The 15,087-nt window shown below is 44.3% G+C and carries 14 protein-coding genes; all 14 read left to right on the top strand.

The window, feature by feature from the left end; genetic code table 11:
• Positions 1-6 precede the first annotated feature (6 nt).
• The 14 genes from G9409_RS01180 to G9409_RS01115 all read left to right on the top strand — a co-directional run bounded on the left by G9409_RS01180 (position 7) and on the right by G9409_RS01115 (position 15,056).
• A complete protein-coding gene (locus G9409_RS01180; RefSeq protein ID WP_166807437.1) occupies positions 7-1,053 on the top strand; it encodes a nucleotidyltransferase family protein in 1,047 nt (348 codons plus the stop codon).
• A 17-nt stretch (positions 1,054-1,070) separates the two neighbouring features.
• Complete coding sequence (locus G9409_RS01175) at positions 1,071-2,240, top strand: N-acetyl sugar amidotransferase (RefSeq protein WP_166807058.1); 1,170 nt, start codon at positions 1,071-1,073, stop codon at positions 2,238-2,240.
• Positions 2,241-2,245: 5 nt separating this feature from the next.
• Positions 2,246-3,016 (top strand): imidazole glycerol phosphate synthase subunit HisF, encoded by a 771-nt coding sequence (hisF, locus tag G9409_RS01170; RefSeq protein ID WP_166807057.1) that lies wholly within the window; start codon positions 2,246-2,248, stop codon positions 3,014-3,016.
• Positions 3,003-3,650, top strand: coding sequence for an imidazole glycerol phosphate synthase subunit HisH (hisH, locus tag G9409_RS01165; protein WP_166807056.1), 648 nt, complete (start codon positions 3,003-3,005; stop codon positions 3,648-3,650). Before hisF ends, hisH begins: the two co-directional genes overlap by 14 nt.
• Positions 3,647-4,330, top strand: coding sequence for an acylneuraminate cytidylyltransferase family protein (locus G9409_RS01160; RefSeq protein WP_166807055.1), 684 nt, complete (start codon positions 3,647-3,649; stop codon positions 4,328-4,330). The genes hisH and G9409_RS01160 overlap by 4 nt, the downstream gene beginning before the upstream one ends.
• Positions 4,331-4,340: 10 nt before the next feature.
• Positions 4,341-5,738: a B12-binding domain-containing radical SAM protein gene (locus G9409_RS01155; protein WP_166807054.1), complete on the top strand. Its 1,398-nt coding sequence runs from the start codon at positions 4,341-4,343 to the stop codon at positions 5,736-5,738.
• A gap of 55 nt (positions 5,739-5,793) precedes the next feature.
• Positions 5,794-6,930, top strand: a complete 1,137-nt coding sequence (locus G9409_RS01150; RefSeq protein WP_235923205.1) for an LA_1612 family putative O-antigen biosynthesis protein — start codon at positions 5,794-5,796, stop codon at positions 6,928-6,930.
• A 64-nt stretch (positions 6,931-6,994) separates the two neighbouring features.
• Entirely contained in the window at positions 6,995-8,089 is a 1,095-nt protein-coding gene (locus G9409_RS01145; RefSeq protein ID WP_166807436.1) for an iron-containing alcohol dehydrogenase family protein, read from the top strand.
• Between the two features lie 66 nt (positions 8,090-8,155).
• Positions 8,156-9,778, top strand: a complete 1,623-nt coding sequence (locus tag G9409_RS01140; protein WP_166807052.1) for a cytidine 5'-phosphate N-acetylneuraminic acid synthetase — start codon at positions 8,156-8,158, stop codon at positions 9,776-9,778.
• Positions 9,775-10,476, top strand: coding sequence for a cytidylyltransferase domain-containing protein (locus G9409_RS01135; RefSeq protein WP_166807051.1), 702 nt, complete (start codon positions 9,775-9,777; stop codon positions 10,474-10,476). Before G9409_RS01140 ends, G9409_RS01135 begins: the two co-directional genes overlap by 4 nt.
• Positions 10,473-11,543 carry an N-acetylneuraminate synthase family protein gene (locus G9409_RS01130; RefSeq protein WP_166807050.1) on the top strand — a complete coding sequence of 357 codons (1,071 nt, stop codon included), beginning with the start codon at positions 10,473-10,475 and terminating at the stop codon, positions 11,541-11,543. The genes G9409_RS01135 and G9409_RS01130 overlap by 4 nt, the downstream gene beginning before the upstream one ends.
• Positions 11,536-12,834 carry a DUF4910 domain-containing protein gene (locus G9409_RS01125; protein WP_166807049.1) on the top strand — a complete coding sequence of 433 codons (1,299 nt, stop codon included), beginning with the start codon at positions 11,536-11,538 and terminating at the stop codon, positions 12,832-12,834. The genes G9409_RS01130 and G9409_RS01125 overlap by 8 nt, the downstream gene beginning before the upstream one ends.
• A complete protein-coding gene (locus G9409_RS01120) occupies positions 12,827-13,822 on the top strand; it encodes a hypothetical protein (protein ID WP_166807048.1) in 996 nt (331 codons plus the stop codon). Before G9409_RS01125 ends, G9409_RS01120 begins: the two co-directional genes overlap by 8 nt.
• A 91-nt stretch (positions 13,823-13,913) precedes the next feature.
• Positions 13,914-15,056 (top strand): radical SAM/SPASM domain-containing protein, encoded by a 1,143-nt coding sequence (locus tag G9409_RS01115; RefSeq protein WP_166807047.1) that lies wholly within the window; start codon positions 13,914-13,916, stop codon positions 15,054-15,056.
• The last annotated feature ends 31 nt before the right edge of the window (positions 15,057-15,087 follow it).

Raw genomic sequence — 15,087 nt, 5'->3', positions numbered from 1 at the left:
AACGTTATTGAAAAGATATATTGTCAGGCTATTCTGCCTCTCGATTCCACGATTCAGGATGTAATAAGTAACCTTGACAAGGTTGCTATCAAAATAGTGTTGATAGTTAATGAATCAGGTGTGCTTGAGGGAACAATATCGGACGGAGATATCCGGCGAGGTTTACTTAGAGGTTTAGGACTCAAAAGCCATATTGATAGCATAATTCATCGTAATCCCATTGTTGTGCCTCCTGAAATGGCTCGTGAGACGGTTATGAAGCTTATGGTTGCTAATAAAATTCAGCAGATACCTGTTGTTAATGAACAGAATCATGTTGTTGGCCTGCATCTTTGGGATGAGATTACCATACCGGCAGTTCGTCACAATCTCATGGTCATTATGGCTGGAGGGATGGGTACCAGGCTTCGCCCTCATACCGAAAACTGTCCTAAACCCATGCTCCCGGTAGCCGGTAAGCCTATGCTGGAGCATATCATCGAACGAGCTAAATCTGAAGGGTTTAGCTCGTTCGTATTGGCTATTCATTACCTTGGTCAGATGATTGAAGATTACTTTGGAAACGGTGAACAAATGGGTGTGCGGATTGATTACCTTCGGGAGCAATTCCCTCTGGGCACTGCCGGAGCTCTTGGACTGCTCAACTTAAGACCAAAGACTCCTTTTTTAGTAACGAACGGGGATGTATTGACCGACATCCGGTATGGTGAGTTGCTTGATTTTCATATACGCAATAGCGCTGCAGCCACAATGGCTGTAAGAGCACATGAATGGCAGCATCCCTTTGGAGTTGTGCAAACCAAGGGGATTGACATAGTCGGTTTTCAGGAAAAACCGGTGCACCGCAGCCATATCAATGCCGGGGTTTATGCTCTTAATCCGGAGGCTTTGAGTTTACTGGAGTCAAATGAACATTGCGACATGCCGGCCTTGTTTGAACGATTGCAGGCGCAAACCAAACGTATAGCAGCGTATCCGATACACGAACCATGGCTTGATGTGGGTCGACCTGATGACTTAAAGCAAGCTTCAACTGCAGTAGAGAATAATTGAAACATTGGGAAGTACTCATGAAAAGAGATTTAGTTAAACTATATAACCTGCCTGTTAAGGTCGAATTCTGCAAAAAATGCACTATATCCAATCAACGTCCGCGAATTACCTTTGATGAGCACGGTATTTGTTCAGCATGTAATTTTGCTGAATACAAAAGAACCAAGATTGACTGGAAGGAGCGTGAAGCCGAACTTGTCGCACTCTGTAACAAACATCGAAAGGATAATGGAGAATACGATGTTATTGTGCCGTGTAGTGGTGGTAAGGATGGAGGATTTGTTGCACATCAATTGAAATACAAATATGGAATGAATCCTCTTGCGGCGACATGGGCGCCGTTAAAAGCTTCAGCTATTGGTCGCCGGAATCTTGATGCATTCATTGCTTCAGGTTTTAATCATGTACTGGGTACACCAAATCCACAGGTCACAAAAAAGCTTACATATTTGTCCTTCAAGCATCTTGGTGATCCATTTCAGCCGTTCATCTATGGTCAAGCAAACTTTCCGCTACACATGGCAGTCAAGTATAACGTGCAACTGATTATGTATGGTGAAAATGGCGAGGTCGAATACGGTGGTGATATGAAGAATGCATTTCGACCAACACGTGATATAGAGGATCATGACAAACATTATTTTTCAGGACTACCGCCCGAGTTTTGGGTTGAACATGGTGTTTCTTTAGCAGACCTCCATCCATTTATGGCGCCGAAATATGAAGATATAAAGCGAAATAATACCGAAATCCATTTTATGGGCTATTATAAGTTTTGGGACCCACAGGAGAATTACTACTATTGCCATGAGCATACTGGTTTTACAGCGAATACTGAAAGAACTGAAGGCACGTATTCCAAGTATGCAAGTTTGGATGATGAAATTGATGGATTTCACTTTTATCTCTCTTTTATAAAGTTTGGTATTGGACGAACGACATCAGACGCGGCGCATGAGATCCGTGATGGTAAAATTACACGTGAAGAGGGGTTAGCGCTGGTCAAGCGTTATGACCATGAGTTCCCGATAAAATATTACAAGGAGTTTCTGGATTTTTGCTCCATGACTGATGAGGAAGCTCATGCTGTGATTGATAGTTGGCGTTCCGAGCACATTTGGCTTAAAGAAGATAATGAGTGGAAGTTACGTCATGCTGTTTGGCATGAGCAACAGGAGAGGCGTTGACCGGGGTGAGTAATATTCGTCTTATCGCACGACTTGACATTAAAGGGTGCAATCTTATCAAAGGTATTCATTTAGAGGGATTACGCATTATCGGTAATCCTAACGAATATGCCATGCGTTATTATCAGCAGGGAGCTGATGAACTGATTTACATGGATTGTGTTGCGAGTCTTTATGGTCGTAACCATTTGGGAGATATCATCCGTTCAGCAGCAAAAGATATATTTATCCCTTTGACAGTTGGCGGTGGTATTCGGTCAGTTGAAGATGCCACGCAGATATTGCGATCCGGTGCCGATAAAGTAGCCGTGAACACTGCAGCAGTTGCGAGACCAGAGCTTATCAGTGAAATATCATATCGTTTCGGCCGCCAGTGTATGGTGCTTTCTGTTGAAGCGAAAGAAATAGGTTCGGGATGCTGGGAAGTCTATACAGATAATGGTCGAGAGCGTACTGGACTGAATGTCATTGATTGGGTGAAAACGGGTGTGTCTATGGGTGCAGGAGAGGTATTACTGACATCTGTTGACAGGGAGGGGACGCGGAAAGGTTTTGATGTCGCATTGATCAAAGCGGTAACATCAGAGGTTTCTGTTCCCGTTATTGCTTCAGGAGGTATGGGTAAACAACAAGATATGGTAGATGCTGTGACTTTTGGCGGTGCGGATGCGGTTGCTATGGCAGATATTCTTCACTATAATCGAGCTGGTATCGGTGACATCAGAGCGGCAGCTAAAGCAGCAGGCATCGGAGTGAGGCTCTATGAGAGTGTCTGAAGTTACTATTATTGATTACGGGGTTGGTAATTTGCTTAGTGTTCAACGCGGTTTTGAACATTGTGGAGCCACGGTTATTGTAACACGCAATCCGGAAAAAATACTCGCTTCAAACCGGGTTGTGCTACCAGGAGTGGGGGCATATGGTAATGCCATGCAATCACTTGAACAGCTTGGATTGATTTCTGTGATTGCAGAGATTGCTCGGAGACAAACCCCATTACTTGGTATTTGTCTGGGTATGCAACTGCTATTTGATGAAAGTGAAGAGTTTGGCTTGACTCCCGGATTAGGTCTGATTCCAGGGAGGGTAATTCCAGTACCTTCAAAGACATCTATTGGTACATTTCTGAAGATTCCGCATATCGGCTGGTCTGGCTTGGTTCCTTCTTTTAATTCTAAATGTTGGAGCGGAACCATAATGGAAAATAATAATCCGGGTGATGCAGCATATTTTGTCCACTCATTTATGGCGGTTCCAGTGAATTCAATCCATCGAATTGCCGATTGCATTTATGGTGGTCATCAATTACCGGCAGTAGTATGCCGGGATTCGATAATGGGCTGTCAGTTTCATCCAGAGAAAAGTGGTGCGGTTGGTCTGAAAATTCTTCGAAGGTTCCTCCTCCAATGAGAATTCTTGTTCTGATTACTGCTCGTGGCGGTTCTAAACGACTGCCGGGTAAAAATCTGCGAATGCTCGGAGGAAAACCTCTGATAGTGTGGTCTATTGATGCAGTTAAAGATATTCCTGAAATCTGTGATATCCTTTTATCTACAGATGACGTTGCGATTGCAGAAGTCTGTAAAGAAGCCGGAGCATATGTTCCCTGGTTACGACCGGCTGAGCTGGCTTCAGATACGTCAAGTTCAGTCGATGTGGCACTGCATGCACTTGATTGGTACGAGGCAGAACATGGCAACGTTGATGGCATCCTATTGATACAGCCAACATCACCATTCAGAACCAAAGAGACCGTTCGTAAAGGGATTGATCTTTTTTCCAAAAAAGGTGGTGGGTCTGTTCTTGGGGTTTCTCCAACCCATGCACATCCAATGTGGGCCTTGAAAATGGATGGAGATTTTATTGTACCGTTTATAGCGCAGCATGGTTTTGGATCTCGTTCGCAGGACCTTGAACCTGCTTATATAGTAAATGGAAGTTTTTACTTGATCTCACCATTGGAACTGCGAGACAACCACTCGTTTATGGGGAAAAACATAATTCCCCTGGTGATGGAATCACCTCAGGAAGCATTGGATATTGATACGGAATGGGATTTCAGTATAGCTGAATATCTGATTTCTAAATAAGAAAACCGGTATGAGTGCAAGCGTTCTCTTGATTGTTTACGACAATGATTCATATATACACTGGTTTCCACAGGGTGTTGGTTACCTGGCAGCGGTACTGAAAAATGCAGGTTTTAATGTTACGATATATAATCAGGATTATCATCATTATCCCGATTCACATCTTACTGATTACTTGAATAAAAACACCTTTGATTTTATCGGGTTCAGTTTCATTGCCGGCTACTACCAGTATAGAAAAACGATTGCGATATCAAATGCTATCAATGCATCAGACAGGAGGCCTTATTATGTAATTGGCGGTCATGGTCCGAGTCCGGAACCTGAATATTTCCTGAAAATAACAGGTGCTGATGCGGTCGTGATCGGTGAAGGCGAAGAAACTATAGTCGATTTATTAACTTCGGTAATCGAAAAAAAAGGACTTGAAACGGTTGACGGAATTGCCTATCTGAATGCAAAAGGTCAATATGTGATTAATAAAAAAAGGCTCTTGATAGCAGATATTGATACAATTCCATTTCCTGCCTATGAATTATTCCCTGTCCATTATTACAGGCTGCTTAGAATGCCTCATTGCTCAAATAGCGATTTTGTAATGCCATTGCTTTCTGGTCGAGGATGTACTTTTACCTGTAACTTTTGCTATAGACTTGATAAAGGTTTTCGTCCAAGGTCAAGCCAGGGAATTATTGAGGAAATCAAGTTCCTGAAAAGAAATTATGATATAACCTATATAGCTTTTTCTGATGAGTTGTTGATGTCATCGTTGAGCAGAATTGAGGAGTTGTGCAGCGCATTTATTCGATCTGAAATCAATATTAAATGGGATTGTAATGGACGTCTGAATTATGCAAAACCGGACATATTGAGACTAATGAAAAGTGCTGGATGTGTATTTATTAATTATGGTATTGAGGCGATGGATGATCAAGTGCTGCAGAAAATGGGCAAAGGATTATCTGTTCGTCAGATAGAGAAAGGTATTAAAGCTACGCTTGACGTCGGGATCAGCCCCGGTTTTAATATAATTTTCGGGCATATCGGGGATAACGAGAAAATTCTTCAAAAAGGTGTTGATTTTCTTCTGAAATATGATGATGGTGCCCAGCTTCGAACAATCAGGCCGGTGACCCCATATCCCGGTTCACCGCTATATTATTATGCAATTGAATCGGGTTTGTTGCAAGGGTGTGAGGATTTCTATGAAAATAAACATCTCAATTCAGATTTGATGTCCGTAAATTTCACTGAGTTATCTGATGAAGAGTATTATAAGGTTTTGGCTGAGGCGAACTCAAAATTGCTAAAAAATTATTTCGAGAAAAAAACCGCTTTGTCCTTAAGCCAGGTCAACCGATTGTATACTAAAAAAGATTCCTTATTTAGAGGATTCAGGCAGTCATAAATATATTCTATTGTTTGTTTTTTTAAAAAAGATATATTCGCGATTCGGTTTGTTAATGAGATCGAATATTCATTGGTTCTCATTGCCGAACAAGTGCGATGTGCTTATTTTTAATTTAGCCGGTTATGCTAAATTAAAGCCTTATCTTGATGGTTATAAGTGCACTGTCTTTTCCTCAGAAAGGGAAGAAATCTATTTATTATGTCTTATCAGATCACTTTTCTTGTCAATATTTTGGCGCGGTGATTTCATGGGGGCTTATTATAGTGCATTTGTAAAGTCATCATTGCCGAAAATAGTTATTACTTTTATTGATAATAATCCTGATTATTACAGAATATCCGCACTAAATAAAGATATCAAAACTGTTTTTGTGCAAAATGGATGGAGAGATAAGTTTTTAGAGATTGTTCCACTCCCGCCATCACCGTTTGTTGACCACATGTGTGTATACAATGACTTGATTGGGCAATATTATACAAAACATATAGGGGGTCAGTATCATGTTATAGGATCTGTCCCAAATAATCATGTTATCACCTCCAAAAAACTTCCGGATAATTCAGTGCTCTTTATATCTCAGTACAGAGACCGCCCCAAAACCGGTAGCGACTATTTTTATACTGATGCGTTTGGGCGTAAAGTGTTGTATTCAATATTTTATTACCCGGAAAGTGTTGTGTTGCCATTGTTATCCCGTTGGTGTCAAGACAATCAAAGGGAATTAGTTGTTGCGGGATCATCTATTACTTCCTTTGATGATGAAAAGGCGTTTTTCGACAGGTATATTAAGGGCGAATGGTCTTTCATGAAAAAAGAAAATGAATTAAGTTCTTATGAAATAATTGATTCTGCTGAAATTATTGTTACGGTCGATTCGAATTTAGGTTATGAGGCTTTTGTGAGAGGTAAAAAAACAGCTTTTGTTACATGCAGAAACAATGATTTGGATGTCGATGATATGGGTTTCTGCTGGCATGCCGGTTTTTCTGATAGCGGGTTATTCTGGACGAACAGTTGTGAAGAAAATAAGATTCTCATGATTCTGAATTACCTGGCAATGGTAAAAGATGAAGAGTGGAATCAATTAGTTAGGAAATATGCTGATGATGTCATGATCTATGACCCCGGTAATACCCGTTTTAAGTTGCTTCTTGATCAACTGCTTCAGAAATCCGATGACCTCTCCTGAACATACCTGTTGACGCCATGCTGTCAATAAAACCCATTGAAATATCTTGAAAGATCACCATTTATTGACTACCGGAATTCGAAATGCGCGCAATGTCTCGCGCTACCTTTTTGGAACGGGATCACTTAGCAATTTACCGGCTATATTAAACGTTCATCGAAGTTCTGCTTCTCATAGAGTTATTATTTTTATCGATCATTATTTTCAGACGCACACTCTTTCTGATGATTTCAATGTCATCACCCCGGCGGACCAGATTATTTATGTTGATACCACTCATGAGCCAACGACATCCTTGATGAACTCCATGCGTGACAGGGTTCTTACTGAATCTGCAGAACTGCCCTGTGCAATTGTTGGCATAGGCGGAGGGATTACGATGGATGTTGCAAAGGCGGTATCAAACCTGCTTTCAAACGGAGGCGATGCTGAGGATTATCAGGGCTGGGATCTTGTTCGAGTACCCGGAATTTTCAAGGTGGCGCTACCGACGATATCCGGTACCGGAGCTGAATCAACACGTACATGCGTGATGACCAATACCGCCAGTGGATTGAAGCTCGGAATGAATAGTGATTTTACCGTTTTTGACCAGATCATCCTTGATCCGGATTTGACCCGTACTGTTCCGCGCGATCAGTATTTTTTTACAGGCATGGATGCATTCATTCACTGTATGGAGTCACTCAACGGATCATATCGGAATGCCATAGGCGATGCCTATTCCTCCCAGACCATGCAACTTTGCAGGGATGTTTTTTTTGGGGACGATATGATGTCCGATGAGAATCGTGCAAAACTGATGGTGGCCTCCTACCTTGGCGGGTGTGCCATAGCGACAAGTTATGTCGGAGTTCTTCACCCGTTTTCAGCCGCACTGAGTGTTGTGCTTGGGCTTCACCATGGCGTTGCCAACTGTATTACCATGCGGGCAATGGAAGAGTTTTATCCTGAAGGTTACAGCGAGTTTTACCGGATGGCGGAACGACAGGGGGTGAGCATTCCTGAAGGTGTATGCCGGAATTTGACGGATGATCAATACGAACGCCTCTATAGCGCAACCATTATACACGAAAAACCGCTTACCAACGCACTTGGAGAGGATTTTAAAGATATTCTGACACCATGGAAGGTCAGGGAACTCTTTCTTCGCATTTGAACGGTACTGATTTGATGATTTGTTCTTATACGCAGGCTCTTCATTCTCTGTAAAATTTCTTTTTAAATGAATGGATTACTTATTGTTATTCCTGCTTCAAAGAAAAGTGTTGCCTTTCCGGATGATCTTGTAAAGAAGCTTGCTGGAGTTACCCTGATCCAGAGAGCTATAACCCTTGCAAAATCAATAGTGCCTGACAATCAGATAATGGTGATGACCGATTCGGAGGAAATCAATCTGATATGCATGCGTCAGGGTGTCGCATCATATTTTGACAAAGAGCTCTGCTGGCTTGCTCAAACGGTTTCTGCCCTTGAAATTGTTCCTTATCTCAATTCATGCAGCATTTGGTGGCACGATTTGATGCTGCTCTCTCCGTATGCACCGCTGTTGCGTGCAGCGACGCTCCGTGCAGCATTCGAACGTTACTGTGATGCGGGAGCAAAACTGCTTTTGCCTGTTATCTGCTCACCTACCAACCCGTACCGGCAATCACCGTTGTCTCTGAAAGAGAGGTTAAAAAAAAGAGATGAGTTGCTGACCGTAGAATCTTCGAGCTTCTCTATTACAAGCCGTAGCATTTTGGAAACTGAAAGTGAAAACAAAGTCCGGCCACTGGCATTCGAGCTGGATGAAGCGCCGATTGAAATCCGGAGTTATCATGACTGGTGGATATGCGAAAAACTGCTTAACCGCCGGCGCATTGTTTTTCGGGTTATAGGTCATTCTGCAGTTGGTATGGGGCATATTTCGCGCTGTCTGGCGCTCGCCCATGAGATTTCTGATCATGAGGTGTATTTTGTTTGCGATACAGAAAGTTTTATTGCGACAACCAAGCTGGCAGGTTATGACTATTGGCTTGGTGTATACAAACCTGAAGCAATTGAGCAGGCAATTATCGATCTTCAGCCTGATATTGTAGTCAACGATATGCTGAATACAGATGCCGACTATGTTGTTCGATTGCGAAATGCCGGAATTATTGTTGTCAATCTTGAAGATCTCGGAAGTGGCGCAAGTGTTGCCGATCTGACCATTAATGATCTCTATGATGATCCTCTTCTTTCCGGAGAGAGAATTTTATGGGGTCACAGCTGGTTTTTTCTGCGAGATGAATTTCAGGATGCACTGCCTAATACGTTTCAAAAACGGGTGAATAGACTGCTGATTACATTTGGCGGCACCGATCCAAGTGATTTTACAAGAAATGTGCTCCCTCTTGTTGCGCCTTACTGTGCAGAACAGGGGATTGCCATTGATGTTGTTTCGGGTGATGGATACAGCTACAAGGAAGAACTCCAGAGTTTAATTGCCGGACTTGATGCCGAGGTGACCTATACGCATGTTACCGGCGTTATCTCCCGAATCATGGAAAATGCTCAACTGGCTATATCTTCCAACGGGCGTACCGTCTATGAACTGGCTCACATGAACATTCCTGCCGTGGTGCTCTCTCATCATGATCGTGAACGGACGCACCTGTTTGCATGCGAAAAGAATGGCTTTTTGCCGATCGATATCGCAAACAGGCCCGAACACGACAGCCAAATTCTCCTTGAGTTGAAGCGGCTTGTTGAGGATGTTGATTTTCGGCATACCTTGTTCAACAACATGTACCATCATGATTTTTTACAGAACAAGCACAAAGTGGTCGGGCAAATACAAAATCTGCTGCACCGGGTATCATGAAAAGACCGGTTATCGCTCTTATACAAGCCCGCATGGGTTCATCCCGACTGCCCGATAAAATGATGCTTCCGCTTCGTGGCATTCCTGTGGTTGAGTGGGTTTGGCGGAGAGTCTGTATGGCTGATGAGATTAATGGTGTGGTTGTTGCAGTTCCCGATACTCCGTCCGATCAGCTCCTTTATGATCACCTTTTGCGTATTGGTGCCAGAGTATTCAGGGGGAGCGAAACAGATGTTCTTGGTCGTATGACTGAAGCCGCCCGTTCGGAAGGTGCTGAAACGGTCATTCGTATCTGTGCCGATAATCCGCTTGTCTGCGGTTCGGAGATCGACCGTCTTGTTGACTTTTACGCAAGTGGAAGCTATGATTATGCATACAATCACATTCCGCGCGGCAATAGTTATCCTGATGGACTTGGTGCGGAGATAGTCTCCATGGAGTTGTTGGAAAAGCTGAATGAATACGTGACACTGGCTGCACAACGGGAACATATATTTAACTCTATATGGGCAAATCCTGATCAGTTTCGTATCGGTACCTGTGATCCTCTTGACACTACGCTTGCCCATCCGGAACTGAAGCTTGATCTGGATACCATTGATGATTACACTGCATTGCTCAAACTGGATATCAATCCTGAAATGAGTGCATTCGAGGTGGTCAGAACAGTCCTGCAATCTTTACCGCATGCCACATGAACCTTCGTCATTTCATTGAAAATTACTGTTCCGGAAAGCCCGATTCCTGGTTGAATCGGCGTCCGTATCTGATTGCCGAAGCGGGGGTCAATCATGAGGGAGATATGGATCTTGCCAAACGGCTGATTGACGAGGCACTTGAAGGAGGGGCTGACGCTATCAAATTTCAGAGCTACAAGGCGGAGACCATTGCTTCAAAGGATTCTCCATCCTATTGGGATTTAAGCAAGGAGCCGACAGAGAGTCAATACCGTCTGTTTAAAAAGTACGACAGGTTCTGGAAATCGGAATATGAGGTGCTTGCCCGGTATTGTCAGGACCGTGGCATCGAGTTTCTGAGCACACCCTTTGATGTCGAGTCCGCAAGGTTTCTCAATGACCTGATGGATGTTTATAAAATCTCCTCATCAGACATGAACAACAAGCCCTTCATTGATATTCTTTGCAGGTATGGAAAGCCTGTTATCCTTTCTACCGGAGCAGCATGGATGTGGGAGGTCGAGCAGTCAGCCGGATGGATTCAGGCACACGGAAACCCGCTTGCCCTGCTCCACTGCGTCCTCAACTACCCGACAGCGGATGTAAACGCCAACCTTGCCATGATTCCGGAACTGTCGCGCAAGTTTCCTGACCTGTTGATAGGATATTCCGATCATACCCTGCCCGGAGAGATGAAAACACTTGAAGTTGCGGCCCTGCTCGGTGCCCGAATTCTCGAAAAGCACTTTACGTTTGACAAGTCGCTTCCCGGCAACGATCACTATCACGCCATGGACAAGGAGGACATCAAGTGTTTTCGTAAACGCATGGCGGTGCTTGATCTGCTTTTGGGAGAGCGTGTCAAGCAGCCGCTTGAGAGCGAAGCTCCGGCGCGGGCCAATGCGAGGCGGAGCCTCGTTTCAGCAAGAGCTATTCCAGCAGGCAAACTGGTGGATTCAGCAGATATAACATGGAAACGACCGGGACGCGGTATTGATCCCCGTGATTTTGATAATCTGATCGGCAGCAGGGCAACAGAGGATATCGCTGAAGATACCGTATTGCAGTGGAGGATGTTCGGTGCCTGATTTGGCGAAGGAAATAGATGGTTTTCTGCGGCGGCTGTTTCCGATTTGCCGCAGTATCACCGGTAATGGAAACCGGGAGACCCTTCGTATTCTGCAGGAGATTATCCCTTTGACTGTTCATGAAGTTCCATCAGGCACCAGGGTTTATGACTGGGTGGTTCCTGATGAATGGAATATCCGCGACGCCAGCATATCCACAATGGACAATCGTCGTATTGTGGATTTCAATGTCAGCAACCTCCATCTTGTCAGCTACAGCGAACCGGTGCAGGGTACATATACCTGGAGCCAGCTACAGTCCCGACTGCATCTTCATCCCGAAATTCCGGATGCTATTCCCTATCGTACCAGCTATTACAAGCGGGACTGGGGGTTTTGTCTTACTGCCGCCCAATACCGTGACCTTGAACAGAAGAAAGAGCCCTACAAGGTCGTCATCGACTCTTCGCTTGAACCGGGTTCACTCACTTATGGCGAATTGCTGATACCGGGGCAATCCAGAAGGGAGATTCTGATCTCCTGCTATATCTGCCATCCGGCAATGGCCAATGACAGTCTGAGCGGTGTTCTGCTGACGGCTTTTCTTGCACGCGAGCTGTTGGCAAAGAGCGATCGATATTACTCCTATCGCATTGTTTTTGTGCCGGAAACCATTGGAGCTGTTGCCTACTCTGCACTGAACGAATCACCCATGAAGCGGATTGATACCGGTCTGGTTATTACCACCGTTGGCGGACCGGGAAAATTCGGTTACAAGAGGAGCTTTGAGGAGGGTCATGTTATCAACCGGCTTATTGAAGAGGTTTTGAATGAAACCGGCGAAGAGTACCTGACCTACCCCTTCGATATTCACGGAAGTGATGAGCGCCAGTACTCCTCGCAGGGGTTCCGTATCAACACGGCAACAATATGCCGTGACCGATACTATGAATATCCCGAGTACCACACCTCTCTGGACAACCTCGATTTTGTGTCGGGACAGCAGATCAGTGAAACGCTTGGGCTCTACAGCAGATTGATTGACAAGCTGGAAGCCCTGCGCTACTACCGGAACACTCTGCCTGACTGTGAAGTAATGCTGTCACGCCACAGCCTCTATCCCGAAACCGGAGGGGCTCAGCAGCCCGAGCCGAATGGCTGTTCAGAACTTGACATAATTCTCTGGCTGCTTTTTTTGTGTGACGGAAAGCTTGATTCGGAGAGTATAGCTGAACGTCTCGCAGTGGATACAAAAACCCTTCAGTTACTCATAAATCGTCTTACAGAGAAAGGAGTATTGGCGCTTGTCTGATAAAGCCAAATTTACCGTTACGGCTCCTTCCTGTATGGAGGAATGGGATCAGATTATTGCTGCATCTCCTCAGGGCACGTTGTTTTCTGAATCACAATATCTTAACGCATGCGGTCGTGATTTCGGCTTGTTTGTCATTCATCAGGGTCGTCAGGTAAAGGGGGCACTGTGTCTTGTTTATGGTGATAACCGGACAACTTGTGAACTCGATGATCTTGTTATTCACAATGGCCTTATGTTTGTACCTGATGATACAAAAAAGCAGGTTCGCAGCCGTTTTGAACGGTTTGCAATAACTGAAGCTGTTATTGAGTTTTTGGATCACAACTTTAGCCGGATTGAATTGGCACTGGCTCCTGATTTCGAGGATTTAAGGCCTTTCATGTGGCATAACTACCATGAAACTGTGTCCGAAAATAAATTTCAGCTCGACTTGCGCTATACATCTTGTGTTGATGTCAGTACACTTAAGGGTATGATGGATAATTTCGAAGATAGTGACTGTTTTCGAGCTATGGAGACCTTGCGTCAACGTCATATACGTGAAGCGCAAAAAAAGGGAGCAAAGATGGTCATGATGCACGATACATCTGTTTTCATTGCCTACTATCGTGACCTTATGGAAAGGCAGGGTGAACCTGTACCGGAAGAAAAACTTTACAGGATGGCAACTTTGGTGAACGCTTTACAATACCAGAATAAAGCCGCGATTTATTCAGTACAAAATCATCTGAATGAAGTTGTCTACATTGTGGTTTATGGATGGGACCGGAAACGGGCATATTACCTGTTTGGTGCCGGTCATCCTGAAATCAGCGAAGCCTATCAGGGAAGCTATGCACATTGGTGTGCGTTTGTTGATCTGGCGAACCGCATTGGAGTTGCTCAAGTTGATATGGAAGGGGTAAACAGTCCAAAACGCGGATGGTTCAAACTTGGTTTTGGGGGTGATTTAAGGTCCTATTATCAGATATACAAGCATGAGTAACCGGGATTACCGTGAAGTTAAGCTATCGTTGTAAGAATTATGTCGAATGCGTCGGGGTGTAATAATGTTATTATATGTTAATTCTGAGTGCATGAACGACACATCAATCAAGAGCAAGGGAGCTTCTGAAATTTCCGACTCATTGCCTGAGGAGAGCGCATACGAAGAACGATATATTCCAATCAACAAGGGACATTTCGATCTTGATACACCTGACCGCACTCGTGCCTTCAGCGAAAAACTTGCTCAGGGATGGGAAAAAGAGTATGAAGAGTATCGGCGATTATGGGTCGATTTAGCTAAAACCCGTCAGATCCGTGATTATCCACTACTGGTTGATCTGGAACTCTCTTCCAGATGCAATCTGAACTGCCCTATGTGCTACACCACAACTGAAGCATTTCTCAGTAAAGTCGATCGCAAGTATATGGAGATCGACCTGTTCAAAAAAATTATCGATGAAATTGCAGGCAAGGTTTTTGCCGTTCGCCTGAGTTTGCGTGGCGAAGCAACTTTGAACAGGCATTTTATAGAGGCCGTTGCCTATGCCAAACAAAACGGCATCAAGGAAGTTTCAACTCTCACCCATGGCAAGAAGTTCACAGGCGATTATCTTCGCAAAGCGGTTGAGGCCGGTATTGACTGGATTACCATCTCCGTGGACGGGATCGGTGAAACCTATAACAGTATTCGCAAACCCCTCAAATGGGAAGAGACACTGGGCCGGTTAAAGGAGATAAAAGCACTGAAAACCGAAATAGGGGTTATGAAGCCGGTTATCAAGGTGCAAGGGATATGGCCTGCAATTCGAGAAAATCCTACAGCATACTTCGAGGCATTGGAACCATATACTGATTTGATTGCCTACAATCCGCTCATTGACTATTTACACAATGATTTACAAATTGTGTATGAGGAGAATTTTGCCTGTCCGCAACTCTACCAGCGTTTGGTTGTTGGCAGTGACGGCAAGGTGATGATGTGCAGTAACGACGAAGACGCGCTCCATCCGGTAGGCGATGCCTATCAGCAAACGATACATGAAATATGGCATGGAGATGCTATGAATAACGTCAGGCAACAGCACAGTCACCCTGATGGCTTCAAGGAGCTTGAGGTCTGTCGTCATTGCTACTACCCGCGTAAAGCCGTTCCGGATGAAACTGCCTATGTTGGTGGACGGAAAATTACCATAGAAAACTATGTCAATCGTGCTCAGCAGGTGGGAAAATGACGCCAGGAAAAACACTTTCCCCTGTCGACCG

Origin of the sequence: Candidatus Chlorobium masyuteum, assembly GCF_011601315.1 — a bacterium.
GTDB lineage: Bacteria > Bacteroidota > Chlorobiia > Chlorobiales > Chlorobiaceae > Chlorobium > Chlorobium masyuteum.
Note: the sequence above shows the minus strand (reverse complement) of the source record. Positions and strands in the feature narration are given on the sequence as shown.

Bases quoted from the DNA above. Each gene is read 5' to 3' on its own strand.
- hisH (WP_166807056.1), top strand. From the start codon at position 3,003: ATGAGAGTGTCTGAAGTTACTATTATTGATTACGGGGTTGGTAATTTG.
- G9409_RS01155 (WP_166807054.1), top strand. From the start codon at position 4,341: ATGAGTGCAAGCGTTCTCTTGATTGTTTACGACAATGATTCATATATA.
- G9409_RS01140 (WP_166807052.1), top strand. From the start codon at position 8,156: ATGAATGGATTACTTATTGTTATTCCTGCTTCAAAGAAAAGTGTTGCC.
- G9409_RS01175 (WP_166807058.1), top strand. From the start codon at position 1,071: ATGAAAAGAGATTTAGTTAAACTATATAACCTGCCTGTTAAGGTCGAA.
- G9409_RS01160 (WP_166807055.1), top strand. From the start codon at position 3,647: ATGAGAATTCTTGTTCTGATTACTGCTCGTGGCGGTTCTAAACGACTG.
- G9409_RS01135 (WP_166807051.1), top strand. From the start codon at position 9,775: ATGAAAAGACCGGTTATCGCTCTTATACAAGCCCGCATGGGTTCATCC.
- G9409_RS01115 (WP_166807047.1), top strand. From the start codon at position 13,914: ATGAACGACACATCAATCAAGAGCAAGGGAGCTTCTGAAATTTCCGAC.
- G9409_RS01150 (WP_235923205.1), top strand. From the start codon at position 5,794: ATGAGATCGAATATTCATTGGTTCTCATTGCCGAACAAGTGCGATGTG.
- G9409_RS01130 (WP_166807050.1), top strand. From the start codon at position 10,473: ATGAACCTTCGTCATTTCATTGAAAATTACTGTTCCGGAAAGCCCGAT.